Source organism: Rhabdaerophilum calidifontis (assembly GCF_008641065.1).
GTDB lineage: Bacteria > Pseudomonadota > Alphaproteobacteria > Rhizobiales > Beijerinckiaceae > Rhabdaerophilum > Rhabdaerophilum calidifontis.
Genome location: NZ_VTRS01000001.1, coordinates 691,864 through 714,554, shown reverse-complemented (window position 1 = coordinate 714,554; position 22,691 = coordinate 691,864). Strand labels below are relative to the sequence as shown.

29 protein-coding genes are annotated in these 22,691 nt (G+C 68.5%); 16 read left to right on the top strand and 13 right to left on the bottom strand.

The features are described 5' to 3' along the window. Window positions 1-16: 16 nt before the first annotated feature. Window positions 17-511 carry a MarR family winged helix-turn-helix transcriptional regulator gene (locus FWJ24_RS03465; RefSeq protein ID WP_246155489.1) on the bottom strand — a complete coding sequence of 165 codons (495 nt, stop codon included), beginning with the start codon at window positions 509-511 and terminating at the stop codon, window positions 17-19. Window positions 512-801: 290 nt separating this feature from the next. Here FWJ24_RS03465 and FWJ24_RS03460 point away from each other — a divergent pair, with 290 nt between their 5' ends. Then, window positions 802-1,689, top strand: a complete 888-nt coding sequence (locus FWJ24_RS03460) for a branched-chain amino acid aminotransferase (protein WP_150286363.1) — start codon at window positions 802-804, stop codon at window positions 1,687-1,689. Between the two features lie 23 nt (window positions 1,690-1,712). On the opposite strand, the gene FWJ24_RS03455 is transcribed toward FWJ24_RS03460, so the two are convergent. From FWJ24_RS03455 to uvrC, 4 genes are all read right to left on the bottom strand, one after another. Beyond that, window positions 1,713-2,174 (bottom strand): molybdenum cofactor biosynthesis protein MoaE, encoded by a 462-nt coding sequence (locus FWJ24_RS03455; RefSeq protein WP_150286362.1) that lies wholly within the window; start codon window positions 2,172-2,174, stop codon window positions 1,713-1,715. A 2-nt stretch (window positions 2,175-2,176) separates the two neighbouring features. Further along, window positions 2,177-2,428 carry a molybdopterin converting factor subunit 1 gene (moaD, locus tag FWJ24_RS03450; protein ID WP_150286361.1) on the bottom strand — a complete coding sequence of 84 codons (252 nt, stop codon included), beginning with the start codon at window positions 2,426-2,428 and terminating at the stop codon, window positions 2,177-2,179. Window positions 2,429-2,469: 41 nt separating this feature from the next. Continuing rightward, entirely contained in the window at window positions 2,470-3,114 is a 645-nt protein-coding gene (gene pgsA / locus FWJ24_RS03445) for a CDP-diacylglycerol--glycerol-3-phosphate 3-phosphatidyltransferase (RefSeq protein WP_150286360.1), read from the bottom strand. A gap of 81 nt (window positions 3,115-3,195) precedes the next feature. After that, on the bottom strand, window positions 3,196-5,199 hold the full coding sequence (uvrC, locus tag FWJ24_RS03440; RefSeq protein WP_150286359.1) for an excinuclease ABC subunit UvrC: 2,004 nt from the start codon (window positions 5,197-5,199) through the stop codon (window positions 3,196-3,198). 212 nt (window positions 5,200-5,411) lie between these two features. Here uvrC and FWJ24_RS03435 point away from each other — a divergent pair, with 212 nt between their 5' ends. The 11 genes from FWJ24_RS03435 (at window position 5,412) to FWJ24_RS03385 (ending at window position 13,227) form a co-directional block, all read left to right on the top strand. After that, window positions 5,412-5,699 (top strand): hypothetical protein, encoded by a 288-nt coding sequence (locus tag FWJ24_RS03435; RefSeq protein WP_150286358.1) that lies wholly within the window; start codon window positions 5,412-5,414, stop codon window positions 5,697-5,699. 145 nt (window positions 5,700-5,844) lie between these two features. Then, entirely contained in the window at window positions 5,845-6,996 is a 1,152-nt protein-coding gene (locus FWJ24_RS03430; RefSeq protein ID WP_150286357.1) for a M24 family metallopeptidase, read from the top strand. 9 nt (window positions 6,997-7,005) lie between these two features. After that, window positions 7,006-7,194 (top strand): PAAR domain-containing protein, encoded by a 189-nt coding sequence (locus FWJ24_RS03425; protein WP_150286356.1) that lies wholly within the window; start codon window positions 7,006-7,008, stop codon window positions 7,192-7,194. Window positions 7,195-7,293: 99 nt separating this feature from the next. Continuing rightward, complete coding sequence (locus FWJ24_RS03420; protein ID WP_150286355.1) at window positions 7,294-7,566, top strand: hypothetical protein; 273 nt, start codon at window positions 7,294-7,296, stop codon at window positions 7,564-7,566. A 101-nt stretch (window positions 7,567-7,667) separates the two neighbouring features. Then, a complete protein-coding gene (locus FWJ24_RS03415; RefSeq protein WP_150286354.1) occupies window positions 7,668-8,192 on the top strand; it encodes a hypothetical protein in 525 nt (174 codons plus the stop codon). A gap of 148 nt (window positions 8,193-8,340) precedes the next feature. Then, window positions 8,341-9,282 carry a ribose-phosphate pyrophosphokinase gene (locus FWJ24_RS03410; protein WP_150286353.1) on the top strand — a complete coding sequence of 314 codons (942 nt, stop codon included), beginning with the start codon at window positions 8,341-8,343 and terminating at the stop codon, window positions 9,280-9,282. Window positions 9,283-9,450: 168 nt separating this feature from the next. After that, window positions 9,451-10,053, top strand: coding sequence for a 50S ribosomal protein L25/general stress protein Ctc (locus tag FWJ24_RS03405; RefSeq protein WP_150286352.1), 603 nt, complete (start codon window positions 9,451-9,453; stop codon window positions 10,051-10,053). A gap of 72 nt (window positions 10,054-10,125) precedes the next feature. Further along, on the top strand, window positions 10,126-10,761 hold the full coding sequence (gene pth, locus FWJ24_RS03400) for an aminoacyl-tRNA hydrolase (protein ID WP_150286351.1): 636 nt from the start codon (window positions 10,126-10,128) through the stop codon (window positions 10,759-10,761). Window positions 10,762-10,810: 49 nt separating this feature from the next. Further along, a complete protein-coding gene (gene ychF / locus FWJ24_RS03395; RefSeq protein WP_150286350.1) occupies window positions 10,811-11,908 on the top strand; it encodes a redox-regulated ATPase YchF in 1,098 nt (365 codons plus the stop codon). Between the two features lie 76 nt (window positions 11,909-11,984). Next, window positions 11,985-12,194, top strand: coding sequence for a hypothetical protein (locus tag FWJ24_RS03390; protein ID WP_150286349.1), 210 nt, complete (start codon window positions 11,985-11,987; stop codon window positions 12,192-12,194). 40 nt (window positions 12,195-12,234) lie between these two features. Next, the gene (locus tag FWJ24_RS03385; protein ID WP_150286348.1) at window positions 12,235-13,227 is read left to right on the top strand and encodes a MaoC family dehydratase; all 993 of its coding nucleotides are present in this window, start codon (window positions 12,235-12,237) and stop codon (window positions 13,225-13,227) included. A gap of 37 nt (window positions 13,228-13,264) precedes the next feature. Here FWJ24_RS03385 and FWJ24_RS03380 read toward each other — a convergent pair whose 3' ends face one another. The 4 genes from FWJ24_RS03380 to petA all read right to left on the bottom strand — a co-directional run bounded on the left by FWJ24_RS03380 (window position 13,265) and on the right by petA (window position 16,662). Then, window positions 13,265-13,795, bottom strand: coding sequence for an adenine phosphoribosyltransferase (locus tag FWJ24_RS03380; protein ID WP_150286347.1), 531 nt, complete (start codon window positions 13,793-13,795; stop codon window positions 13,265-13,267). Between the two features lie 126 nt (window positions 13,796-13,921). After that, window positions 13,922-14,788: a cytochrome c1 gene (locus FWJ24_RS03375; protein WP_150286346.1), complete on the bottom strand. Its 867-nt coding sequence runs from the start codon at window positions 14,786-14,788 to the stop codon at window positions 13,922-13,924. Between the two features lie 27 nt (window positions 14,789-14,815). Continuing rightward, on the bottom strand, window positions 14,816-16,117 hold the full coding sequence (locus FWJ24_RS03370) for a cytochrome b (protein WP_150286345.1): 1,302 nt from the start codon (window positions 16,115-16,117) through the stop codon (window positions 14,816-14,818). Between the two features lie 20 nt (window positions 16,118-16,137). Continuing rightward, window positions 16,138-16,662: a ubiquinol-cytochrome c reductase iron-sulfur subunit gene (petA, locus tag FWJ24_RS03365; protein ID WP_166443573.1), complete on the bottom strand. Its 525-nt coding sequence runs from the start codon at window positions 16,660-16,662 to the stop codon at window positions 16,138-16,140. Window positions 16,663-16,957: 295 nt separating this feature from the next. Between petA and FWJ24_RS03360 the strand changes: the two genes are divergently transcribed. The 3 genes from FWJ24_RS03360 to FWJ24_RS03350 all read left to right on the top strand — a co-directional run bounded on the left by FWJ24_RS03360 (window position 16,958) and on the right by FWJ24_RS03350 (window position 18,682). After that, a complete protein-coding gene (locus FWJ24_RS03360; protein WP_150286343.1) occupies window positions 16,958-17,509 on the top strand; it encodes a tRNA (cytidine(34)-2'-O)-methyltransferase in 552 nt (183 codons plus the stop codon). Further along, window positions 17,496-18,392, top strand: a complete 897-nt coding sequence (gene hemF / locus FWJ24_RS03355) for an oxygen-dependent coproporphyrinogen oxidase (protein ID WP_150286342.1) — start codon at window positions 17,496-17,498, stop codon at window positions 18,390-18,392. The genes FWJ24_RS03360 and hemF overlap by 14 nt, the downstream gene beginning before the upstream one ends. 83 nt (window positions 18,393-18,475) lie before the next feature. Beyond that, entirely contained in the window at window positions 18,476-18,682 is a 207-nt protein-coding gene (locus FWJ24_RS03350) for a YodC family protein (protein WP_150286341.1), read from the top strand. Between the two features lie 6 nt (window positions 18,683-18,688). On the opposite strand, the gene FWJ24_RS03345 is transcribed toward FWJ24_RS03350, so the two are convergent. From FWJ24_RS03345 to FWJ24_RS03330, 4 genes are read right to left on the bottom strand one after another with little or no spacing between them, the layout of a single operon-like run. Further along, window positions 18,689-19,888, bottom strand: a complete 1,200-nt coding sequence (locus FWJ24_RS03345) for a CCA tRNA nucleotidyltransferase (RefSeq protein WP_150286340.1) — start codon at window positions 19,886-19,888, stop codon at window positions 18,689-18,691. Continuing rightward, on the bottom strand, window positions 19,885-20,148 hold the full coding sequence (locus tag FWJ24_RS03340) for a DUF6111 family protein (RefSeq protein ID WP_150286339.1): 264 nt from the start codon (window positions 20,146-20,148) through the stop codon (window positions 19,885-19,887). Before FWJ24_RS03340 ends, FWJ24_RS03345 begins: the two co-directional genes overlap by 4 nt. Before the next feature lie 29 nt (window positions 20,149-20,177). Next, the gene (locus FWJ24_RS03335) at window positions 20,178-20,831 is read right to left on the bottom strand and encodes a CoA pyrophosphatase (protein ID WP_150286338.1); all 654 of its coding nucleotides are present in this window, start codon (window positions 20,829-20,831) and stop codon (window positions 20,178-20,180) included. After that, the gene (locus FWJ24_RS03330) at window positions 20,828-21,385 is read right to left on the bottom strand and encodes a DUF1285 domain-containing protein (protein WP_150286337.1); all 558 of its coding nucleotides are present in this window, start codon (window positions 21,383-21,385) and stop codon (window positions 20,828-20,830) included. The genes FWJ24_RS03335 and FWJ24_RS03330 overlap by 4 nt, the downstream gene beginning before the upstream one ends. Window positions 21,386-21,674: 289 nt before the next feature. Between FWJ24_RS03330 and FWJ24_RS03325 the strand changes: the two genes are divergently transcribed. Then, window positions 21,675-22,688, top strand: a complete 1,014-nt coding sequence (locus FWJ24_RS03325) for an AAA family ATPase (protein ID WP_425468887.1) — start codon at window positions 21,675-21,677, stop codon at window positions 22,686-22,688. Window positions 22,689-22,691 lie beyond the last annotated feature (3 nt).

Genomic DNA, 22,691 nt, shown 5'->3' with positions numbered 1-22,691 from the left:
CCCGGCCGCGCCTCTATCACGACGCGGCGGGGTCTGTCGCCACCTCCGCGCCGCGCTCGGAATCGATCAGTTCGGCGAGAAACCGGGCGATCACGGGGCGATGCGCCGCGCCGGTCGCGCCCAGCGCCCGCGCAATCCGCGCCCCCTGCATGCCGGCGAGGCCCTGCGCCAGCGCCTGACCACGCGGCGTGAGAAAGAGCAGCCGCTGGCGGCGATCCTCCGCACCGGCGCGCTGCTCGACGAAACCGCCGCGCACGAGATCCTTGAGGACACGCGCGAGGCTCTGCTTGGTGATCTCCAGAATATCGAGCAGTTCCGCGACCGTTAGCCCCTGGTGCCGGTTGATGAAATGCAGCACCCGGTGATGCGCCCGGCCGAATCCGTGCCGGGCCAGCAGCCGGTCCGGCTCACCGACGAAATCGCGATAGGCGAAGAACAGCAGCTCGATCAGCTCGAAATCCGGCCCATCCGGCGGAACAGGCGCCGACGCAGAGTGATTCGCGCCCCGCATGGGCCGATCATCAACGAGGGAGAGGGTCGATTTTCGCATCTTCCGCGGATCCGGCCGACGCGAGGCGCGGCCATTTAAGTCAATGTTGTTGACATATTTCAGATGGATTGTTACCCGTCAAGCCGGTTGACGGGCAATGAAAGTTCGTGCGGCAGCGCAGGATCGGCGTCGCCATTGCCGGCCCGCGCCTGCCCGGCGGGTGCCCCGCCCGGACCGATGCTCAGCCGCCTTGCGCCGAAGCCCCGCCAGGCGCAGGAAACATGCGTTCGGACAGCAAGAAAGGACAGACCATGTCGACCGCCCCGGCCATCGTTCCGTTCGACAAGCGCGACGGCGTCATCTGGATGAACGGCGAGATCATCCCCTGGGGCGACGCGCGGGTCCATGTCCTGACGCATGGCCTGCATTACGGCTCCTGCGTCTTCGAGGGCGAGCGGGCCTACAAGGGCAGGATCTACAAGAGCCGCGAGCATACCGAGCGCCTCATCGCCTCGGCGAAGCTGATGGACATGGAATTCCCCTATTCGATCGAGGTGATCGAGGCGGCCAAGGCGAAGGTGGTCGAACTGAACGGCGGGGGCGATCAATATGTCCGTCCGGTCGCCTTTCGCGGCTCGGAGATGATGGCGGTCTCGGCGCAGCACAACCGCATCCATGTCGCGATCGCCACCTGGTCCTGGCCCTCGATGTTCGATCCCGCCACCAAGATGAAGGGCATCCGCCTCGACATCGCCGAATATCGCCGCCCCGATCCCGCCTGCGCGCCGGTCCATGCCAAGGCGGCCGGCCTTTACATGATCTGCACCCTCTCCAAGCACCGCGCCGAAAAGCGCGGCTATGCCGACGCGATGATGCTCGACTGGCAGGGCCGGGTCGCGGAATGCACCGGCGCCAACATCTTCTTCACGAAGGACGGCCAGATCCACACCCCGCTCGCCGATTGCTTCCTCGACGGGATCACGCGGCGTTCGGTCATCGATCTCGCGCGGAAGCGCGGCATGGAGGTGGTCGAGCGCCGCATCATGCCGGAGGAGCTTGCCGGCTTCAACGAGTGCTTCATCACCGGCTCGGCTGCCGAGGTGACGCCGGTCGCCGAGATCGGCCCCTACCGCTTCACGCCGGGGAATATCAGCCGCACGCTGATGGAGGATTATCTCGTCGAGATCGGCGCAGCCTGACCGCTGCCGGAGGCGGCGCGGGCTCACCAGCGCCGCAGCGCCGCCTCGTCGGCCTCCTTCGCGGAGACCCAATCGCCCGCTTTCCCATCCCGCCCGTGCTCCTTCTTCCAGAAGGGCGCGCGGGATTTCAGGAAATCCATCACGAAATCCGCCGCAAGGAAGGCCGCCTGGCGGTGCGCGGCGGCCGCGGCCACGAGCACGATCGGCTCGCCGGGCCGGATCACCCCGTGGCGATGCACGATACGCAGGCCGAGCACCGGCCAGCGGCCGAGCGCCTCCTGCGCGATGCGCGCGATCTCCGCCTCCGCCATGCCGGGGTAATGTTCGAGTTCGAGCGCGGCGAGCACGCCGCCCTCGTCGCGGCAATGCCCGGTGAAGGTGACGACGCCGCCGATATCGGTCCGCCCATCGGCGAGCGCGGCGATCTCGGCGCCGATATCGAAGGGCGCGCGCTGCACCCGGACGGAGATCGCGCCCTCGGACACGCTCAGCCCCCCGTCATCGGCGGAAAGAAGGCGAGTTCCGCGGCCCCGGCGATGGGCGCCTCGGGCCGGACATGGCGCTTGTCGAGCGCGGCGCGGATGATGCCCGGATTCTCGAAGGCATAGGCATATTCCTCGCCGCGCCCCGCGAGGTGACGCAGCGCGTCGGCGACAGTCGTCACCTCGGGCGGGAAGACGATCTCCTCCTCCGGCCGGCCGACCCGCTCGCGCAGCCAGGCGAAATAGACAACCCGCATCGCATCCCTCCCGGTGGCGGCCCTGCCATGGCAGGCGCCGTTCAATCCTCTTCGACGAGGTGGCGCACTGACGCCTTCATGTAATCGTAGCCGGTAATTATGGTGAGGATCGCCGCGATCCAGAGCAGCGCGAGCCCGATGAACCGCGTCCAGCCGGCGGGCAGCAGCGCATCGCCCGCCGGCCCCGCGATCAGGAACCCGACAGACACGAGCTGCGCCGCCGTCTTCCATTTCGCGAGCCGCGAGACCGGCACGGAGATCTTCACCTCGGCGAGGAATTCCCGCAGGCCCGAGACCAGGATCTCGCGGCTGAGGATGACGATCGCCGCCCAGAGCGACCAGGAGCGGATCGTCCCGTCCGCCACCAGCATCAGCAGGCAGGCGGCAATCAGCAGCTTGTCGGCGATCGGGTCGAGCATCCGGCCAAGCGAACTCTGCTGCGCATAGGCGCGGGCGAGATAGCCGTCGAGATAATCGGTGATGCCGGCAACGACATAAAGCCCGAGCGCCCACCAGCGCATCACCGGATCGAGCGGCCAGAACAGGATGGCGACGATCAGCGGGATCGCCGCGATGCGGCCATAGGTCAGCAGATTGGGCAGCGCGATGGCAATCCGGCGCCGCCCCCGGCGGATCGGGCCGGGGCCGACGCGCCCGCTGGGGCTCTCCGGCACGCTCTCTGTCATGGGTCTAACCATCATGCCGGGGGGGCCGGGTCAAGGGGGCGGGTCAAGCATGCGCAGCCGCAGCGGGGCCGGGCGTTCGCGTCAATTCCCCTTTTCGTGGAAGAAGTCGTAGACGAGCTTGGCCGTGGCGGCGTTGACCCCGGCGACCCGCGCAAGATCCGCCTCGCTGGCGCGGCTGACGGCCTTGGCGGTGCCGAAATGCAGCAGCAGCGCCCGCTTGCGGGCCGGGCCGATGCCGGGGATCTCGTCGAGCGGGTTCTTCCCCATCTCGCGCTTGCGCCGCGCCCGGTGGGTGCCGATGGCGAAGCGATGCGCCTCGTCGCGCAGCCGCTGGATGAAATACAGGGTCGGGTCACGCGGCGGCAGACGGAAGACCGGACGATCGGGCAGGAAGAAGCCTTCCCGTCCGGCATCGCGGTCCGGCCCCTTGGCGATTGCGACCAGCGGAACATCGGTGATGCCGAGTTCGGCCAGCACGCCGCGCACGGCTTCGAGCTGCCCCTTGCCGCCGTCGATCAGCACGAGATCGGGCCATTGCGGCAGCGCCTCGGGATCCTCGAGCGTCTCCGGGCGCGGCGCCTCCTTGAGCAGCCGCGAGAAGCGCCGCCGCATCACCTCGCGCATCATGCCGTAATCGTCGCCGGGAACGAGCTCCTCCGAGCGGATATTGAAGCTGCGGTAATGCGTCTTCGAGAAGCCGCGCGGCCCGGCGACGATCATCGCCCCGACGGCATTGGTGCCCATGATGTGGGAATTGTCGAACACATCGATGCGGCGCGGCGGGGCGGCGAGGCCGAATGCCCGCGCGACCCCTTCGAGCAGCCGCTGCTGGCTCGCGGATTCGGAGAGCCGCCGCCCCAGCGCCTCGCGGGCATTGGTCAGCGCATGCTCGACAAGGCCGCGTTTCTCGCCGCGCTTCGGGCTCAGGATCTCGACCCGGTGCCCGGCACGGTCCGAAAGCGCGCGGGCGAGCAGTGCATGGTTCTCGATCGCCTCGGAGAGCAGGATGAGCCGCGGCGCGGGGCGGGAATCGTAGAATTGCGCGACGAAGCCATCGAGGATTTCCGCCGGCGCCATCGCCCGGTCGGCGCGCGGGAAGAAGGCGCGGTTGCCCCAGTTCTGCCCGGTGCGGAAAAAGAACACTTCGACGCAGCTCTGCCCCGCCTCGGCATGAATCGCGAAGACATCCGCCTCCTCGACCGTGCCGGGATTGATGTCCTGGCTCGCCGTGACGGCGGAGAGCCCGGCGAGCCGGTCGCGATAGCGGGCCGCGGCCTCGAAATCGAGCCGCTCGGCCGCCGCGTGCATCTCGGCGCCGAGCCGCTCGCGGATCGTGCCGGACGTGCCGGAAAGGAACGCCTTCGCCTCGTCGACGAGCCGGGCGTAATCGGCAAGGCCGATCTCGCCGGTGCAGGGCGCGGCGCAGCGCTTGATCTGGAACAGCAGGCAGGGCCGCGTGCGGTTCTCGTAATAGCTGTCGGAGCAGGTGCGGATCAGGAAGGCGCGCTGGAGCGCGTTCAGCGTGCGGTTGACCGCGCCGGCCGAGGCGAAGGGGCCGAAATAACTGCCCTTGCGGTTGCGCGCGCCGCGATGCTTCAGGATCTGCGGCGCAGCATGGTCACCGGTGATGAGGATATAGGGGAACGACTTGTCGTCCCGCATCAGCACGTTGTAGCGCGGCTTGAGCTGCTTGATCAGATTGGTTTCGAGCAGCAGCGCCTCGGTCTCGGTCGTCGTTGTGACGAATTCCATCGCCGCCGTCTCGGCGATCATGCGCGCGATGCGGTTATTGGGCGCATCGCCCCGCGCATAGGAGGCGACGCGGGCCTTCAGGCTGCGCGCCTTGCCGACATAGAGCACCTCGCCGTCGCCCGCGATCATCCGGTAGACGCCGGGCGAGCCCGGCAGGGTTTCCCAGCAGGCGCGGATCACCGCCATGCCGGTCGCAAGCCGCTGCGGCGTCGCCTCGATCTCGACGGGCGGCGCGGGCGGGGTCTCCGGCCCGGCCTCGGCGGAATCCTCGGGCTCATCCGGATCGGGGATCTCCGGGTCGGGGGCGTCAATCGGGGGAAAGCGGGGCGTCATCGCAGCCGAGAAATAGGGATTCGGGCCGAAACGGCAACGAAAAGCACGATGCCTCCGCCCTGTGCGCGAGCGCACGGCGGCAGGCGGAGGCACGGGATAGCTTCTCCCCATCGCCGAGACAGAAAGCGGCGGGAACACGCCCCGCCGAGGATGCCGAGACCCAAGCCTCCCAAGACCCCAGACCCCAGACCCCAGACCCAAGGATGCCTCCGATGACCAGCTTCAAGAAGACCCTCGCCGCCACCGCCGCCGCCCTGACGCTGGCGGTCGCCTTCGCCCCCGCCGCCGAGGCGCGCTATGGCCGCAACGGCTGGCTCGCCGCCGGGCTGATCGGCGGCGCAATCGTCGGCACCGCGATCGCCGCCGGCTCGGTCCATGCCGCGCCGGGCTATTATTACGCCCCGGCCGCCGTCGGCCCGGATTGCTACCGTGTCCGCGAACGCGTCTGGGACGATTACCGCGGTCGCTTCGTCATCGTTCGCCGCACCGTCTGCGAATGACGCTTCCGCCAGGGCGCCGCTCCCCTCCCGCTGCCCGCCGGCTCCCTGGCCGCCCCGCTTCCGAACCGCACGGAAGCGGGGTCCTTGCTTTTGCGGCCCACCGGCCGATGATCCTCGAACATGATTCCGCCGCGCCGGAGCGCCGATGGCCCTGCATTTCTCGCCCGATGAATTCGCCCGCCGCCGCGCCGCGCTGCAGACCCGGATGGAGGAGGGGCGGCTCGACGCCCTGTTCCTGTTCCAGCAGGAGAGCATGTACTGGCTCACCGGCTACGACACCTTCGGATTCTGCTTCTTCCAGTGCCTGATCTTCACGGGCGATGGGCGCATGGCGCTCCTGACCCGTTCCGCCGATCTCCGCCAGGCGCAGCGCACCTCGAACATCCCCGAGATTGAGATCTGGCGGGACGGCGCCGCCGCCGACCCCGCGCGCGACCTGCGGGCGCTTGCGACCCGGATGGACCTCGCCGGCCGGCGCATCGGCTGCGAATTCGAGAGCTACGGCCTTGTCCATGCCAATGGGCGCCGGCTGGAAGCCGCCTTCGCGGATTTCGCGACCCTCGTCGATGCCTCGGCGATCGTCACCGCCTTGCGCGCCGTGAAATCGCCGGAGGAACTGGTCTATGTCCGCGAAGCGGCGCGGCTCTCCGATCGCGCCGACCAGGCGGCAATCGCCGCACTGCGCGCCGGGGCCGACGAGGGCGAGATCCTCGCCGCCCAGCACGCCGCGATCTTCGCCGCCGGCGGCGATTACCCCGCGAACGAATTCATCATCGGCTCCGGCGCCGATGCGTTGCTCTGCCGCTACAAGAGCGGGCGGCGCGTGCTCGACCGCGACGACCAGATCACGCTCGAATTCGCCGGCAGCTTCCGCCATTACCACGCCGCGATCATGCGCACCCATGTCGTCGGCCGGCCGCGGCCCTTGCATCTCGCCTATCACGAGGCGGCGCGCGCCGCGCTCGATGCCTGCCAGGCGGCGATGCGGCCGGGCCGGATGGCGGGCGACATCTTCGCCGCCCATGCCCGGATCCTTGACGAACACGGCCTCGCCGCGCACCGGCTCAATGCCTGCGGCTATTCGCTCGGAGCGAAATTCACGCCCTCATGGATGGACTGGCCGATGTTCTACGCCGACAATCCGTGGATCCTCGAACCGGGCATGGTGCTGTTCGCCCATATGATCCTGATGGATTCCGAGACCGAGACCGCGATGTGCCTTGGCCGCACCTATCTCGTCGGCACCGGCGGCGCGACGCCGATCAACGCGCCCGATCTCGATCTCGTGCTGCGATAGGGGCCGCCGATGCGCCAGGGCGATCGGGGCAGCATCGAAGGCAGCCCGAACGTCTTCATCGACGGCCGCCCGGCGGCAACCCTCGGCGGCCGCACCGGATGCGGCGGCACGCTCGCGGGCGGGGCGGGCCATGTCTTCGTCAACGGCCGGCCGCTCGCCACGGCGGATTCGGGGGCCACCCCCTGCCCGCCGCGCTGACCGAAGAATAACCGGATTGCCTCGAAATCGCGGCGATCGCCGGCACGATTCCTTAGCGCCTGCCGGGTTATCGTGCCCGCATTGCTCCTGGAGGGATCGATGCGCCTCGTTCTTGGATGTCTCGCGCTCGCCGCGCTCACCATCCTGCCCGCCACCGCACAGGATGGCGGCCCCCGTGCCCGCCACGGCGCGCGGGACGGCCATCATCGCCACGGCCATCCGGTGCCCGGCCCGACCGTGATCGTCGAGACCGGCGCGCGCCGGGATCGCTGCGCCGGCCCCAGCCATGGCGGCTCGGCCTCGGCCGTCACGGTCGATGGCGAGACCTTCGCCGTACTGCCGCGTCGCGCCGATCACTGCCCCGCCCGCTGAACGGCGTTTACCATGCTGAGGTCCCGACGCGACCCGGCTCTTCCGCCGCGCCTCCGGCAGGGTTAATAAAGCCCTAACGAAATGTGCCTCCGGGGTCTTCGATGCGTCCCTGCTCGCGCCTCGCGCCGCTCATGCCGCCGATCCTGGCGCCGTTGCTCGCCGCGTTGGCGCTGGCGGGCTGCGCCGGACAATCGATGACCGCCACCGCGCCGGCGAACGCGGCCGGCATGAAGTTCGCCGTGATTTCGGTGCAGGGCCCGCAGCCGGAGACCGCGCAGAAATTCCAGATCCTGCTCGACGAGGCGGCGCGCAGGCGCGGGTTCGAGATCGTTCCCGCCGCGAGCCCCGGCGAGGCGGTGCGGGTCAATGCCTATCTCGATGCCCACACCGCCGCCGACGGCAAGGCCGGTTTCACCTGGGTGCTCGACGCCTCCGGCGACGGCCGCAACCGCGCCGCCCGCGTGAACGGCGCCGCCGCCTCCGACCGGCCGGGCGGCACGCCCTGGAGCGCGCTCGACGAGGCGGCCATGCGGCAGATCGCGGAGGCGGGGCTGACGGATCTGCTCCGCCGGCTTTCCGGTGCGCCGGGCGCCGCCGCGCCCGGCAGCGAGGACGAGGCGCAATAGAGGCATCCCCCCCGCGGGGCACATCCGGGCCAGCCTTGCACTTTCCCTGTGGTGTCACCCCCTTGTCATGTTGAAACGCCACGCCGCGCACGCTACTGGCAGGGCGTGACGGCCGCCGGGGGGGGCCGGAAGCGGAGAGCCGACAGCCATGGACCAGATCAAGCTCGTCGCGGGCAATTCCAACCGTCCGCTTGCGGAGGCGATCGGCGCCTATCTCAGCCAGCCGCTGGCCAAGTGCCAGGTCCGGCGCTTCGCCGACATGGAGATCTTTGTCGAAATACAAGAAAACGTCCGCGGCGAGGATGTGTTCGTCATCCAGTCGACCTCCTTTCCGACCAATGATCACCTGATGGAGCTGCTCATCATCACCGATGCGCTGCGCCGCTCCTCGGCCAAGCGCATCACGGCGGTGGTGCCCTATTTCGGTTATGCGCGGCAGGATCGGAAATCCGCGCCGCGCACGCCGATCTCGGCGAAGCTCGTCGCCAATCTCATCACCGAGGCCGGTGCCGACAGGGTGCTGACGCTCGATCTCCACGCCGCGCAGATCCAGGGGTTCTTCGACGTTCCGGTCGACAATCTCTTCGGCGCGCCGGTGATGGTCCAGGATATCCGGTCGCGCTTCGATCTCCAGAAGGTGACGGTCGTCTCCCCGGATGTCGGCGGCGTGGTGCGCGCCCGCGCGCTGGCGAACCGCATCAACGCGCCGCTCGCGATCGTCGACAAGCGCCGCCCGCGCGCCGGCGAATCCGAGGTGATGAACATCATCGGCGATGTCGAGGGGCATTCCTGCATCCTCGTCGACGATATCGTCGATTCCGGCGGCACGCTGTGCAACGCCGCCGAGGCCCTGCTCGCCAAGGGCGCCTCCGATGTCTCGGCCTATATCACCCATGGCGTGCTCTCCGGCGGCGCGGTGGCGCGCATCACCGCCTCGAAGCTGAAGGAACTGGTGCTGACCGATTCCATCCAACCGACCGAGGCGGTGCGCGTCGCCAAGAATATCCGCGTCATCTCGGTGGCCTCGCTGCTCGGCGAGGCGATCCGCCGCACCGCGGGCGAGGAGAGCGTGTCGAGTTTGTTCGACTGACCTCGAACGCGGCGCGGCCTCACGCCGGCCCGGCTCTTGCTCCGTCCGGCCGTTTGCCCTATACGCGCTCAGCCGCGCGGGCACCCTTGGAGGCTTGGCGGCGGAAGCACGGGGTTCGTGCCGCCCAGCCCGGGCGGTGCCGGCCCCCGTTTTCGTTTGGAGAAAATGATGTCCACCATCAAGCAGCTTGCGGCCACGCGCCGCGAGCGGGTCGGCAAGGGGGCCGCCCGTGCTGTGCGTCGTGAGGGCCGCGTTCCGGCCGTCATCTACGGCGGCGGCCAGGCGCCCGTTTCGATCTCGCTCGACTTCAAGGAAACCAACCGGCTGATCTATGCCGGCCATTTCCTCACCACCGTCTTCGCGATCGATGTCGAGGGCGAGACGATCCGCGCCATCCCGCGCGATTACCAGCTCGACGTGGTGCGCGACTTCCCCGTGCATGTCGATTTCCTTCGCCTCGGCGAAGGCGCGACCGTGCGCGTCGAGGTGCCGGTGCATTTCATCAACCAGGACAAGTGCCCCGGCCTCAAGGCGGGCGGCGTGCTGAACATCGTCCGCCATGCGGTGGAGTTCAACGTGCCGGCGGACAAGATCCCGGATTCGATCACGGTCGATCTCGCGGAGGCCAAGGTCGGCGATTCGCTGCATATCTCGGCGGTGAAGCTGCCCGAAGGCGCGAAGCCCGTGATCTCGGATCGCGATTTCACGATCGCGACCATCGCCGGCACCGCCGCGACCAAGAACGAGGACGGCGAGGCTGAAGGCGCCTGAGCGCTCCTCCGCCGCCCGGCTTGAGCCCGGCCGCCGGCAACCACCCGGCGGCCGTTTCCATGCGGTGAAGCGATGCATCTCCTCGTCGGCCTCGGCAATCCCGGCCAGCGTTATGCCGGCAACCGCCACAATATCGGCTTCATGGCGCTCGACGCCATCCACCGCCAATGGCGCGGAACGCCCTGGCGCGCCCGCTTCCAGGGTCAGACGGCGGAGGCCGTGATCGGCGGGGCGAAGACGATCCTGCTCAAGCCCGAGACCTACATGAACGAAAGCGGCCGCGCGGTCGGCGAGGCGATGCGCTTCTTCAAGATCCCGCTCGCCGGGGTGATCGTCTTCCATGACGAGCTCGATCTGCCGCCGGCCAAGCTGCGGCTCAAGACGGGGGGCGGCAATGCCGGCCATAACGGCCTGCGCTCCATTAGCCAGCATTGCGGCAACGATTACCCGCGCGTGCGGCTGGGCATCGGCCATCCGGGCGACAAGGCGCAGGTGCAGGCTTACGTGCTCAATGATTTCGCGCGGAGCGAGGCGCCCTGGGTCGAGGATCTCTGCGCCGCGATCGCGGCCCATGCCGATCTCCTGCTCGCGGAGCCCGGCCATTTCCAGTCCAAGGTCCATCTGCTGATGGAGGCGCGCGGCCACGGTGCGGCGGAACCGGTGCCGAAAGCCGCGAAAAAGGCTGGACAGGAACCGGATCGCGGCTGAAAAGGCCCCAACCCCTTTCCCCGGCAACCCCTTAACGAACGGAACCGCCATGGGCTTCAAATGCGGCATCGTCGGCTTGCCCAATGTTGGCAAATCGACCCTCTTCAACGCACTGACGCAGACGGCGGCGGCGCAGGCCGCCAATTATCCGTTCTGCACCATCGAGCCCAATGTCGGCGACGTGGCAGTGCCCGACCCGCGGCTCGAGGCCCTGGCCGCCATCGCCGGCTCGAAGGAGATCATCCCCACGCGCCTCACCTTCGTCGACATCGCTGGGCTGGTGCGCGGCGCCTCGAAGGGCGAGGGGCTCGGCAACCAGTTCCTCGCCAATATCCGCGAGGTCGATGCCATCGCCCATGTCGTGCGCTGCTTCGAGGACAGCGACATCACCCATGTCGAAGGCAAGATCGATCCGATCGCCGATATCGAGACGATCGAAACCGAACTGATGCTCGCCGATCTCGACAGCCTCGAGAAGCGCATCATCGCGGTCGAGAAGAAAGCGAAGGGCCAGGACAAGGAAGCGAAAGAGGTTTTCGATCTTATGTCCCGCGCACTCACGCTCCTGCGCGAGGGCAAGCCGGCGCGGCTTGTCGAGGTGAAGCCCGGCGAACGCAAGCTCTTCGAGCAGCTCGGCCTGCTGACATCGAAGCCGGTCCTCTATGTCTGCAATGTCGAGGAAGACTCGGCCGACAAGGGCAACGCCTTCTCGGCGCGCGTGTTCGAGCGCGCGAAGGCCGAGGGCGCGCGCGCGGTGGTCGTCTCGGCCAAGATCGAGAGCGAGATCGCGGTGCTCTCGGCTGAGGAGCAGCGCGAATATCTCGACACCATCGGCCTCGCCGAGCCCGGCCTGAACCGCGTCATCCGTGAGGGCTACGCGCTGCTCGGACTCATCACCTATTTCACCGTGGGCCCGAAGGAGGCCCGCTCCTGGACCATCGAGGCCGGAACGCGGGCGCCGCAGGCTGCGGGCGTGATCCACACCGATTTCGAGAAGGGCTTCATCCGCGCCGAAACCGTCGCCTATCCCGATTACGTCGCGTTCAAGGGCGAGGCCGGCGCACGCGAGGCCGGGAAGTTCCGGCTGGAAGGCAAGGATTACGTCGTCGCGGATGGCGACGTGCTGCATTTCCGCTTCGCGACCTGAACGGCGCGCGCGCCACCCTTCACGATTGGTTTAGACTTTAGTATAACCCTTCTGTCGGTGATCAGGAGGGTTGGCCATGGCTGCGATTTCAAGCCAGTTGCGTCTGATCTATGGCGGCGCGCTTTACGCGCTCCTGTTTCCGCTCGTGTTCCTCGCGACGGCGTTCGAAGCCATCCCGGCCGAATGGCGGCAGGGCTTCAGGGATGGTTTCGTCCTCTCGTTGGGCGCTGCAAGCCTCATGGCTCTCGGGCTGGGGGCCGTGTATGGAATCAGGGTGATGTTCTAGCCGCGGGTCTTCGTCCCGGGCTTTCCGGGACGGGGCTGCCATGCGGGCATTCGAGGATTTCGCGCCGGGCACGCGCGAGAGCTACGGGGTTGCGGTCATCGAGGCAGGCGAGATGCTCGCCTTCGCCCGCGAATTCGACCCGCAGCCGATGCATCTCGATGCCGATTCGGAGCAGGCGCGGCTGATGGGCGGGCTGATCGCCTCAGGCTGGTTCACCGCCGCGCGCAACATGCGCCTGATGGCGGACCATTTCATCCTGCGCTCGACCGGGCTTGGCTCGCCGGGCGTTTCGAGCCTGAAATGGCTCGCGCCGGTGCGGGCGGGCGACCGTCTCTCCGGCACCATGGAGGTGCTCGGGCGCCGCGCTTCGGCGTCGAAGCCAGACCGGGGCTTCGTTGAATTCCGCTTCGATCTCGTCAACCAGGACGGCGTGCGCGTGCTCGAACAGATCAACCTGATCATGTTCGGGCGCCGCGACCCCGGCACGCCGGAGGCTGCTTCAGAAGGCTCGCGAATCCCTCCGCCGCCTGCGGAGGCATTCACGGCCACGCCGACGCCGGGCGCGGAACGGCCGGGCATGATCGAGGACATCGCCCCCGGAACCGTGCTGCGCTTCGGGGAATATGCCTTCACCCGCGAGGCCATGCTGCGCTTCGCCACGGCCTATGACCCGCAGCCCTTCCATCTCGACGAGGCGGCGGGCCGTGCGAGCCATTTCGGCGGGCTCTCGGCTTCCGGCTGGCACACTGCTGCGGCCTGGATGGGCACGGTGATCCGCTTCTGGCAGCAGGCCGAGGCCGGCGGCCACCGCCTGCCAAGGCGCGGCCCGGGCTTCGGCTTCACCGATCTGGTCTGGAGGCGCCCGGTCCTGCTCGGCGACACGCTGACCTATTACGCCCGCATCCTGGAGGCGCGCCGCTCGGCCTCGAAGCCGGGCTGGGGCATCCTCACGCAGCGCAATTACGCGCTGAACCAGCGCGGCGAGGCGGTCTTCGCCTTCACCGGCTCCGTGCTCTGGGAAGCGCGGTCTTAAGCCGCCTGCCCCGCCGCGCCCCACGCCGGTGGAGCGGTCAATGCCCCGCGAAGGCGACGAGCGTGCGCACCGGCACGCCGAGCGCCTCGATCCGCGCCCGCCCCCCGAGATCTGGCAGATCGACGACGAAGCAGGCGGCAGCCACCTCGGCGCCCAATTGCTGGAGCAGCCGCACCGCCGCCGTCGCGGTGCCGCCGGTTGCGATCAGATCATCGACCAGGATGACGCGCTCCCCCCTCGCTGCGGCGTCGAGATGGATCTCCATCTCGTCGGTGCCGTATTCGAGCGCGTAGGAGATCGAGACGGTTTCGTGCGGCAGCTTGCCCTTCTTGCGGATCGGCACGAAGCCGCAGGAGAGCTGATGCGCAACCGCCCCGCCGAGGATGAATCCGCGCGCCTCGATGCCGGCAACCTTGTCGATCCGCGCGCCGGCATAGGGCTGCACCAGCTCGTCCACCGCACGGCGGAAGGCGCGCGGATTACCGAGCAGGGTCGAGATGTCGCGGAACTGGATGCCGGGCCTGGGGTAATCCGGAATCGTGCGGATCGTGTCGCGCAGAAAATCCATCGTCTCGGCCGGTCCTCGCTCCCCGCGGGCGACATGCCCGAATCCGGCGCAGACTAAGCGGGAGATCGCGCGCGGCGCAACGAAAAAGGGGCCCGGAGGCCCCTTCAGCGCCACGCGGGCGGATGCTCAATGCGCGCCCTCGACCCGGGCCCAGATCTTCTTCTTGGTGAAATACAGAAGCCCCGCGAGCAGCAGCAGCCAGAGCATCACCCGGGCGCCGATCCGCTTGCGTTCCTCGAGATGCGGCTCGGCCACCCACATGAGGAAGGCGGAGAGATCGCGCGCCACCTGCTCGCGCGTCAGTGGCGTGCCGTCGGTGTAGAAGCCCGGATCCTGCGGCTTGCCGGCATCATCGAACAGGGCGACCAGCGGATTGGCCATCGCGATCTTGTTGCCGGGGAAATACTTGTTCCAGTGCAGGCCCGGTTCGACCGTCACGCCCGCGGGCGCCGGCTCGTAGCCGGTCAGCAGCGCCGTGATGTAATCGACGCCCTGCTCCTGATACTGGGTCACGATGTCGAAGAGATAGAGCGGGAAGCCGCGCTCATAGGTGCGGGCCTTGGCGATGACCGAGAAATCCGGCGGAACCGCGCCGTTATTCGCGGCCTTGGCGGCCTCCGGGTTCGGGAACGGCTTCGGGAACCGGTCTGCGAGCCGGCCCGGCCGCTCGAACATCTCGCCGGATTCGTTCGGGCCGTCCTGGATCTTGTATTCGGCGGCAAGCGTCTGGATCTGCCCGACGGAGAATTGCGGCCCGCCGGCCTGCACGAGATTGCGGAACGAGAGCTTCTCGAGCCCGTGGCAGGCGGCGCAGACCTCGCGGTAGATCTTGAAGCCGCGCTGGAGCTGGGCGCGATCATAGGTGCCGAACGGCCCCGCGAAGCTCCATTTCTGCGCCGGCGGATGCTCCGCACCGCCTGCGGCAAGCGCCGGCAGGCCGAGCCCCAGCGCCAGGATCGCGCCGAGCAGGGCGGGACGTGAGGATTTGGTCATGATAATCATTCCTTGCTGTCCCATCCGTCACTTCTGCGGCGCAGCATGCGCCCCGGCCGGAACCGCGAGCCCCCCGCCGAGAACCGAATCCGCGATCGAAGCCGGCTGCGGCTGTGGCTTCTCGAACAGGCCGAGCAGCGGCAACGCCACGAAGAAATACGCGAAATAGATCACGGTGAGGATCTGGCCAAAGCCGACCATGTCGAGAACGGTGCGCCCGCCGAGCATGAGCACCGCCTTGTCGGTCGGCTGCGACCCGGTATAGCCAAGCAGAACCGAAACGACCACGAAGGTCCAGAAGCAGATCCGGAAGATCGGCCGGTAGCGCCCCGATTTGACCTTCGAGGTATCGAGCCAGGGCAGGAAGGCGAGCACCGCGATCGAGGCGAACATGGCGATAACGCCGCCGAGCTTGTCGGGGATCGCGCGCAGGATGCCGTAGAAGGGCAGGAAATACCATTCCGGCACGATATGCGCCGGCGTCTTCAGCGGATCGGCCGGGATGTAATTGTCGGCATGGCCGAGGAAGTTCGGATGGTAGAACACGAACCACGCGAACACCATGATGAAGCACACCATCGCGAACAGATCCTTCACGGTCGCATAGGGCGTGAAGGGAACCGTGTCCTTGGCGTAGTTCTTCACCTCGACGCCAGACGGATTGTTCTGGCCGACATGATGCAGCGCCCACACATGGAGGATCACCACGCCGAAAATCATGAAGGGCAGCAGGTAATGCAGCGAGAAGAAGCGGTTGAGGGTCGGATTGTCGACCGAATAGCCGCCCCAGAGCCAGGTGACGATGGTCTCGCCGATCCCCGGCACCGCCGAGAACAGGTTGGTGATGACCGTGGCGCCCCAGAACGACATCTGCCCCCAGGGCAGAACATAACCCATGAAGGCCGTCGCCATCATCAAGAGGAAGATCACGACGCCAAGGATCCACAGCACCTCGCGCGGCGCCTTGTAGGAGCCGTAATACATGCCGCGGAAGATGTGGATGTAGACCGCGATGAAGAACATCGAGGCGCCGTTGGCATGCATGTAGCGCATCAGCCAGCCGTAATTGACGTCGCGCATAATATGCTCGACCGACTGGAACGCGAAATCGACATGCGGCGTGTAATGCATCACGAGCACGATGCCGGTCACGATCTGCGCGACCAGCATGAACATCAGGATGCCGCCGAAGGTCCAGAAATAGTTGAGGTTGCGCGGGACCGGATAGGAGACCGCCGAATCGTGCATGAGCCGGACGATCGGCAGCCGCGCGTCGAGCCAGCGCTCGATGCCGGTCTTCGGCACATAGGTGGAGTGATGCTCAGCCATTCTTCATTCTCACCTTGAAATCAGCCGATGCGGATCTTCGATTCGGACAGGAAGGCGAAGTCCGGAATGTCGAGATTGCGCGGCGCCGGCCCTTTGCGGATGCGCCCGGCATTGTCGTAATGCGAGCCGTGGCAGGGGCAGTACCAGCCGTTATAATCGCCCGAGAAGCCGATCGGCACGCAGCCGAGATGGGTGCAATTGCCGTAGACGACGATCCATTTGTCCTGCGGCTTGCCCTCGAAGGATTTGACGCGCGCGGAATCCGGCTGCTTGTCGATCGTCAGCGCCGCATCGTCCTTCCGCGATTCCTCGATCTCCTTCGCCGTGCGGTGGCGGACAAAGATAGGCTTGCCGCGCCATTTCAGCGTGATCGCCTTGCCCTCGCCCACCGGCGCGAGATCGACCTCGACGGGCGCGCCCGCCGCGATCGTCGAGGCATCGGGCCACATCTGCGAGATCAGCGGCCAGACCGCCGCGCCGCCGGCGACCGCGCCGGCCGCACCGGTGGCAAGGAACAGGAAATCCCGGCGGTTCGGTTCGCTCATCGAATGCTCGGCCACGTCCAATGTCCTTCCTCATCGTTCGGGCCGCGCCCGGCGGAAAGCCGGACCCGGCCTGTGTCAGTTGCGCACAACCACGCCGCGCTGCAATGCGACGCGAAGTCGCCCGGCGCAATCCGGCAGCCGCTGCGCGAGCCCCGCGCCCTGGCTCTGAACCCCCTGCTCACGGGCACAGGCACGCCGGCAGACCCGCAGGCATGCGCGCACCCTGATCAAACCGGTCAATGACATCGAGATCGACGCTTGTCCATCCCCTTCCGGGCGGCTAGAGCCTGCATCCATGGTCGATCCTCAGGAGAACGCCGCCGCGCCGCCCCTGCGGCTGGCGCTATTCGAGCCGGATATCCCGCAGAACGCCGGAACCCTGTTCCGCCTCGCCGCCTGCCTCGGCGTTCCGGTCGATCTCGTCGAGCCGGCGGGCTTCGATGCGAGCGACCGTAATCTGCGCCGGGCCGGGCTCGATTATCTCCGCCATCTCAGCCTGACGCGCCATCTCTCCTTCGCGCATTTCGAGGAATTCCGCCGCCGGGCCGGGCTGCGGCTGGTGCTTGCGACCACGCGCGGCGCGATCGCGCACCATGCCTTCGTCTTCCGGCCCGGCGACATCGTGATGCTCGGGCGTGAATCCGCCGGCGCCACGGCTGCGGTTCATGCGGCCGCCGCAGCGCGGATCGCGATTCCGCTCCGCGCCGGACTGCGCTCGCTCAATGTGGCGGTCGCCGGGGCGATGATCCTCGGCGAGGCCCTGCGCCAGCTCGACGCCTTTCCCGCGCCCCCCGAACCGGCCCGGCCGGATTTCCCGCAGCAGGATGCCCCCCATGCCCTTCCTTGACGATCCCGAGACAAATCACCGCCGCGCGCGCGCCGCCGAATGGTTCCTCACCCTGCAGGACCGCATCCTCGCCGCTTTCGAGGCGATCGAGGCCGCCGCCACCGGCCCGTTCTTCCCCGAGGCGGCGCTTCCCGGCCGCGCCGAGCGCCGGGAATGGACCCGCGAGAACCATGACGGTGCGCCCGGCGGCGGCGGCCGGACGGGGATGCTGCGCGGCCGGGTCTTCGAGAAGGCGGGCGTGCATGTGAGCCATGTCCACGGCAGCTTCGCGCCGGAATTCGCGGGCCAGATCCCCGGCGCCGCCGAGGATCCCCGCTTCGCCGCCGCCGGCATCTCGCTGATCGCCCATCCCTGGAACCCGAACGCCCCGACCGTGCATATGAACACGCGCTTCGTGGTGACCTCCAAGGCGTGGTTCGGCGGCGGCGCCGACCTCACCCCCATGCTCGACCGGCGCCGCATCCAGGAAGATCCGGACAGTCTGCGCTTTCACGCCGCGATGCGCGCGCCCTGTCTCGCGCATGGCCGGGATTACGCCCGCTACAAGGCCTGGTGCGACGAATATTTCTTCCTCAAGCATCGCAACGAGCCGCGCGGCATCGGCGGCATTTTCTACGATTATGTCGATTCCGGCGATTGGGAGGCCGATTTCGCCTTCACGCGTGCGGTGGGCGAGGCCTTCCTCGCCGTCTACCCCGCGATCCTCGAAGCGAACCTCGCCACGCCCTGGCGCGAAGCCGACAGGCACGAGCAGCAGGTGCGGCGCGGGCGCTATGTCGAGTTCAACCTGCTTTACGATCGCGGCACCATCTTCGGACTGAAGACCGGCGGCAATGTCGAATCGATCCTCTCCTCGATGCCGCCGAGCGTGCGCTGGCCGTGACCCCGCCGCTTTGCTTCGGCGGCTCCGTTTTACGGCTGTCATCCACGCCCGCTAGCTCTGCCCCGCCAGCGAGGGAGACAGGCATGTTCAAGATCGGCGATGTGGTGCAGGTGAAATCCGGTGGTCCGGCGATGACCGTGATCGCGCTTGGCGATCAGGTCGAATGCCTCTGGTTCGCCGAGGCGAGCGAGACCTTCCGCCGCGACATGCTGCCGGCGGTCTGCCTCGAGCCGGTCGAGTTCGAGGAAGCCGAGACCGGCGACGAGGATGAGGACGACGACGAGGATTGAGCCGGCTCACCCCGCCGCGAGCCGCGCCTCGAGCAGCGCGCGCTGGGCGGGCAGAGAATCCGGAAGGCCGGCAGCGATCCAGCCGGCCTCGATCTCCGCCAGCATCCGCCCGATCTCGGGGCCCGGCGCCAGCCCGGCCGCGAGGAGATCGGCGCCGGTGATCCGGAAGCGGGGCGCCGGCTGCGCCGCTTCCACAAGCCGTTCCGCGAGCCCGTCCGCGCCGTCCCGCCCCGTGGCGACGCGAAGCACCAAGGCCTCCGCGGCCTGCGCGCCGTGGCGATAGGCAAGGAGGCGGGGCGCCCCGTCGGGCGCGGCGAGCGCGGTGCCGAACGCGCGCAGGGTCGCGATTTCGGCGTTGGAAAGTCGCAGCCGCGCCTGCCAATTCCCGGCCGCGCCGCCGCACAGCGCCGCGAGCCGCGCGATGGCGCCGAGTGTGACGCCGGTCTCAGCAGCCAGAGCCACGGCACGCGCGAACCGCGCCGGATCCGTCGCCGTGCCGATCAGTTCGGCGATGAGCCCCTCCGCCTCGGCCGCCGCCAGCACCGCGCCGGCATGCGGTGCCGCAAGCAGCTTCAGCAATTCCTGCCGGACGCGTTCGCGCGACAGTCGCGCAAGCCCGGCCCGATTGCGAAGAACGGCGGCGAAGCCCTCCGCATCAAGCCGCCCGCCGCCATAGGCGGCGCTGAACCGCAGCAGCCGCAGCGCGCGCAGGTAATCCTCGCGGATGCGCTGATCCGGATCACCGATGAACCGCACGCGCGCCGCCGCAAGATCGTCCCGGCCGCCGAAATAATCGTGGAGCACGCCGTCCGGCCCCATCGACAGCGCGTTGATGGTGAAATCCCGCCGTGCGGCATCCTCGCGGAAATCGCGCCCGAACCGCACCGTGGCGCGCCGCCCGTCGGTATCGATATCGGCGCGCAGGGTCGTCACCTCGAAGGCCCTGCCGGCGTGGACCAGCGTCACGGTGCCATGCTCGATCCCGGTCGGAACCGCCTGCCATCCGGCCGCCGCCGCGCGCCGCATGGTCTGCGGCGGCGGCAGCGTGGTCGCGAAATCGATATCGGCGACCGGCAGGCCGAGCAGCGCGTTGCGCAGCGCGCCGCCGACGATCCGCGTCTCCTCGCCGGGCGGGTTGAGCAGCGCGAGCAGGGCCGCGACCGGCGGATCGTCGAGCAGCAACGCCGGGCCGGCCGCGCGCGTCACTCGATCCGCCCCGGAATGAGCCGGCCGTCGCGGAACACCGCCGGCGCATAGCCGCCGGTCCGGTGCTCGTCGGTGAGCGCGAAGGCGATCAGCGCCAGCACGACCAGCACCAGCCCGATAAGCGACTGGATCTGGAGCGCCCGCGCCTTGAGGATCGCCCGCGCCGCGCGCGGATGGCGCTCCTGCCAGATGAGGAATGCCGCGTAAGAGAGGAAGGGAAGGAGGAAGAACCCCGCCAGTTCGAAGATGATGCGTGCCATCGCTTTCCGTTCCGTGTCGGGCCGCCGCCTCAGCCGATCCGCTCGGCGAGGCTGCGCATGATCCCCGCCGTGACGCCCCAGATATACGCGCCGGGATGGTCGAGGATATAGAATTGCCGCTCGCGGCCGCGGAAGAAGATCCGGCCCGTGCGGTAGCGGTCGAGATCGAGCGCCTCGCCGAGCGGCACCTCGAAGACCCGCGCCACCTCGGCAGGATCGGGGCGCGTCGCCAACTCGGGCGCGACGAGCGCCACCAGCGTCTCGATCCGGTAGCCGGTGCCGGAATAATAGGGCGGCAGATAGCCGAGCGGCGTCACCAGGTCGCGCGCGAGGCCGATCTCCTCCTCCGCCTCGCGCAGCGCCGCCTCGGCCACGCTCTCGCCGGGTTCGATCCGCCCGCCGGGGAACGCGACCTGGCCGGCATGGTTCGACAGATGCGCCGCGCGCTCGGTGAGCAGAATGGTGGCGCCGCCCGGCCGCGCGACGACGGGACACAGCACCGCTGCCGGCTTGGCGCGGGCGATGAAATCCGGCTCGAGCGGCAGGCCGGCGATCACGTGGCAGCCGAACGGCGCCGGTTCCGGTGCGCCGGCGACCGGTGCGGGCAGCAGCAGCCGCGCGGCATCGGCGCGAAACCGCGTCAGCCGGTCCGGCGCATCCGCGCCCCGCGCGGCGCCGCTCATGCCGCCGCCTCCGCGGAGAGCGGAAAGAAGACGCCGCCGGCACTCAGCCCGGCGCGACCCTCGCGGATCTCGATCCGCTCCGCGAGATCGAGCGCCAGCGCCCGCGTGAAGCGCGCCCAGAGATCGCCGCGCACGCGGATATAGGGTTTGAACCCGCCATCCGCCTCGCCCATGAACCGGAGCGGGTGCTCCGCCCCCGCGATGACGATCTCGTCGAGATTGGTGCGGATCGCCAGGCTTTCGCCGGCATCCGTCACGACCGGCGCCATCTCGACGGCAAGGAAGGGCGCATCCTCGACCATGATCCCGACGCGCTCCACCGGCGTCACCAGCACGTAACGCTCGGGATCCTTGCGCAGCACCCGGGCGAAAAGCTTCACCAGCGCCGGGCGGTTGATCGGCGTGCCCATGTAGAACCAGCGGCCGTCACGCGCGATCCGCATGTCGATCTCGCCGCAATAAGCCGGGTTCCAGCGTTCGACCGGCGGCATCGGCCCCGCAGCATGCTCGGCCGCCGCGTCCAGGAAATGCTTCGGAAGCTCGAACCCCGCCATTGCCGCTCCTGCCCGTCATCTTCGGGCCTCTCAGATTTAGGCGTGACCGGAGAAGAGGGGAAGAGCCGTCCATCGCCGGTCCTTCCGCCATGCCGCCGCCATGATTGACCCCTCGACTGCACCTGCGGCCCCGGCCCGCGCGGCATCGCGGATCGGCCACACGAAAACTTGTGCGCGAAACCGGGACCGTCCGGCCTTCGCGCATTGCCGAAGGCGGCGAGCCGCCCCAGACTAACGCTGAATCGGCGCGCGCGGCGCGGCGGCAGGCTTCGAGGAAGGATGGTGCCACATGCGCGAGACATCGGGTGCGGCGGGCGAACCCGCCGATTTCGCCGCCTCTTTCGTCCGCATGGCCGAGGATTCCGCCGCCCATCTGGTTCGTGCCCGCGCCGAGATCGGCAAGGTGATCTTCGGCCAGGAGCGGGTGATCGAGAACGCGCTCGTCACCGTGCTGGCCGGGGGCCATGCCCTGCTCGTCGGCGTTCCCGGCCTCGCCAAGACCAAGCTGGTCGAGACCATGGGCCGCGTGCTGGGGCTCGATGCCCGCCGCGTCCAGTTCACGCCGGACCTGATGCCCTCGGATATCCTCGGCACCGAGATTCTCGAGGAGCCGAGCCCCGGCAAGCGCGCCTTCCGCTTCGTCAAGGGCCCGGTCTTCGCGGAGCTTCTCATGGCCGACGAGATCAACCGCGCCTCGCCCCGCACGCAATCGGCGCTGCTTCAGGCGATGCAGGAAGGCTTCGTCACCATCGCCGGTCAGCGGCATGATCTGCCGAAGCCGTTCCACGTGCTCGCGACACAGAACCCGATCGAGCAGGAAGGCACCTATCCCCTCCCCGAGGCGCAGCTCGACCGCTTCCTGCTCCAGATCGATGTCGATTATCCCGACCGCGACGCCGAGCGCCGCATGCTGATCGAGACCACCGGCGCCGAGGCGAACGAAGCCGGCGCGGTGTTCACCGCCGAGGGCATCCTCGCCGCGCAGCGGCTTGTCCGGCGCCTGCCGGTGGGCGACCAGATCGTCGACGCGATCATCGATCTCGTCCGCTCGGCGCGGCCGGAGCCCGGCACGCCGCTCGGAGAAAAGCTGGTCTGGGGCCCCGGTCCGCGCGCGAGCCAGGCGCTAATGCTCGCGATCCGCGCCCGCGCGCTGATCGACGGCCGGCTCTCACCCTCGCTCGAGGATGTCGCGGCGCTGGCCGAGCCGGTGCTCAAGCACCGCATGGCGCTTTCCTTCGCCGCCCGCGCCGACGGCGAGACGATCGGCGGCATCATCGCGACGCTCACGCGCCGCTTCACCTGAGGA

Coding starts and splice junctions, on each gene's coding strand:
- FWJ24_RS03465 (WP_246155489.1), bottom strand. CDS start 511: ATGCGGGGCGCGAATCACTCTGCGTCGGCGCCTGTTCCGCCGGATGGG.
- FWJ24_RS03460 (WP_150286363.1), top strand. CDS start 802: ATGTCGACCGCCCCGGCCATCGTTCCGTTCGACAAGCGCGACGGCGTC.
- moaD (WP_150286361.1), bottom strand. CDS start 2,428: ATGCGGGTTGTCTATTTCGCCTGGCTGCGCGAGCGGGTCGGCCGGCCG.
- pgsA (WP_150286360.1), bottom strand. CDS start 3,114: ATGACAGAGAGCGTGCCGGAGAGCCCCAGCGGGCGCGTCGGCCCCGGC.
- uvrC (WP_150286359.1), bottom strand. CDS start 5,199: ATGACGCCCCGCTTTCCCCCGATTGACGCCCCCGACCCGGAGATCCCC.
- FWJ24_RS03435 (WP_150286358.1), top strand. CDS start 5,412: ATGACCAGCTTCAAGAAGACCCTCGCCGCCACCGCCGCCGCCCTGACG.
- FWJ24_RS03430 (WP_150286357.1), top strand. CDS start 5,845: ATGGCCCTGCATTTCTCGCCCGATGAATTCGCCCGCCGCCGCGCCGCG.
- FWJ24_RS03425 (WP_150286356.1), top strand. CDS start 7,006: ATGCGCCAGGGCGATCGGGGCAGCATCGAAGGCAGCCCGAACGTCTTC.
- FWJ24_RS03420 (WP_150286355.1), top strand. CDS start 7,294: ATGCGCCTCGTTCTTGGATGTCTCGCGCTCGCCGCGCTCACCATCCTG.
- FWJ24_RS03415 (WP_150286354.1), top strand. CDS start 7,668: ATGCGTCCCTGCTCGCGCCTCGCGCCGCTCATGCCGCCGATCCTGGCG.
- FWJ24_RS03410 (WP_150286353.1), top strand. CDS start 8,341: ATGGACCAGATCAAGCTCGTCGCGGGCAATTCCAACCGTCCGCTTGCG.
- FWJ24_RS03405 (WP_150286352.1), top strand. CDS start 9,451: ATGTCCACCATCAAGCAGCTTGCGGCCACGCGCCGCGAGCGGGTCGGC.
- pth (WP_150286351.1), top strand. CDS start 10,126: ATGCATCTCCTCGTCGGCCTCGGCAATCCCGGCCAGCGTTATGCCGGC.
- ychF (WP_150286350.1), top strand. CDS start 10,811: ATGGGCTTCAAATGCGGCATCGTCGGCTTGCCCAATGTTGGCAAATCG.
- FWJ24_RS03390 (WP_150286349.1), top strand. CDS start 11,985: ATGGCTGCGATTTCAAGCCAGTTGCGTCTGATCTATGGCGGCGCGCTT.
- FWJ24_RS03385 (WP_150286348.1), top strand. CDS start 12,235: ATGCGGGCATTCGAGGATTTCGCGCCGGGCACGCGCGAGAGCTACGGG.
- FWJ24_RS03380 (WP_150286347.1), bottom strand. CDS start 13,795: ATGGATTTTCTGCGCGACACGATCCGCACGATTCCGGATTACCCCAGG.
- FWJ24_RS03375 (WP_150286346.1), bottom strand. CDS start 14,788: ATGACCAAATCCTCACGTCCCGCCCTGCTCGGCGCGATCCTGGCGCTG.
- FWJ24_RS03370 (WP_150286345.1), bottom strand. CDS start 16,117: ATGGCTGAGCATCACTCCACCTATGTGCCGAAGACCGGCATCGAGCGC.
- petA (WP_166443573.1), bottom strand. CDS start 16,662: ATGAGCGAACCGAACCGCCGGGATTTCCTGTTCCTTGCCACCGGTGCG.
- FWJ24_RS03360 (WP_150286343.1), top strand. CDS start 16,958: ATGGTCGATCCTCAGGAGAACGCCGCCGCGCCGCCCCTGCGGCTGGCG.
- hemF (WP_150286342.1), top strand. CDS start 17,496: ATGCCCTTCCTTGACGATCCCGAGACAAATCACCGCCGCGCGCGCGCC.
- FWJ24_RS03350 (WP_150286341.1), top strand. CDS start 18,476: ATGTTCAAGATCGGCGATGTGGTGCAGGTGAAATCCGGTGGTCCGGCG.
- FWJ24_RS03340 (WP_150286339.1), bottom strand. CDS start 20,148: ATGGCACGCATCATCTTCGAACTGGCGGGGTTCTTCCTCCTTCCCTTC.
- FWJ24_RS03335 (WP_150286338.1), bottom strand. CDS start 20,831: ATGAGCGGCGCCGCGCGGGGCGCGGATGCGCCGGACCGGCTGACGCGG.
- FWJ24_RS03330 (WP_150286337.1), bottom strand. CDS start 21,385: ATGGCGGGGTTCGAGCTTCCGAAGCATTTCCTGGACGCGGCGGCCGAG.
- FWJ24_RS03325 (WP_425468887.1), top strand. CDS start 21,675: ATGCGCGAGACATCGGGTGCGGCGGGCGAACCCGCCGATTTCGCCGCC.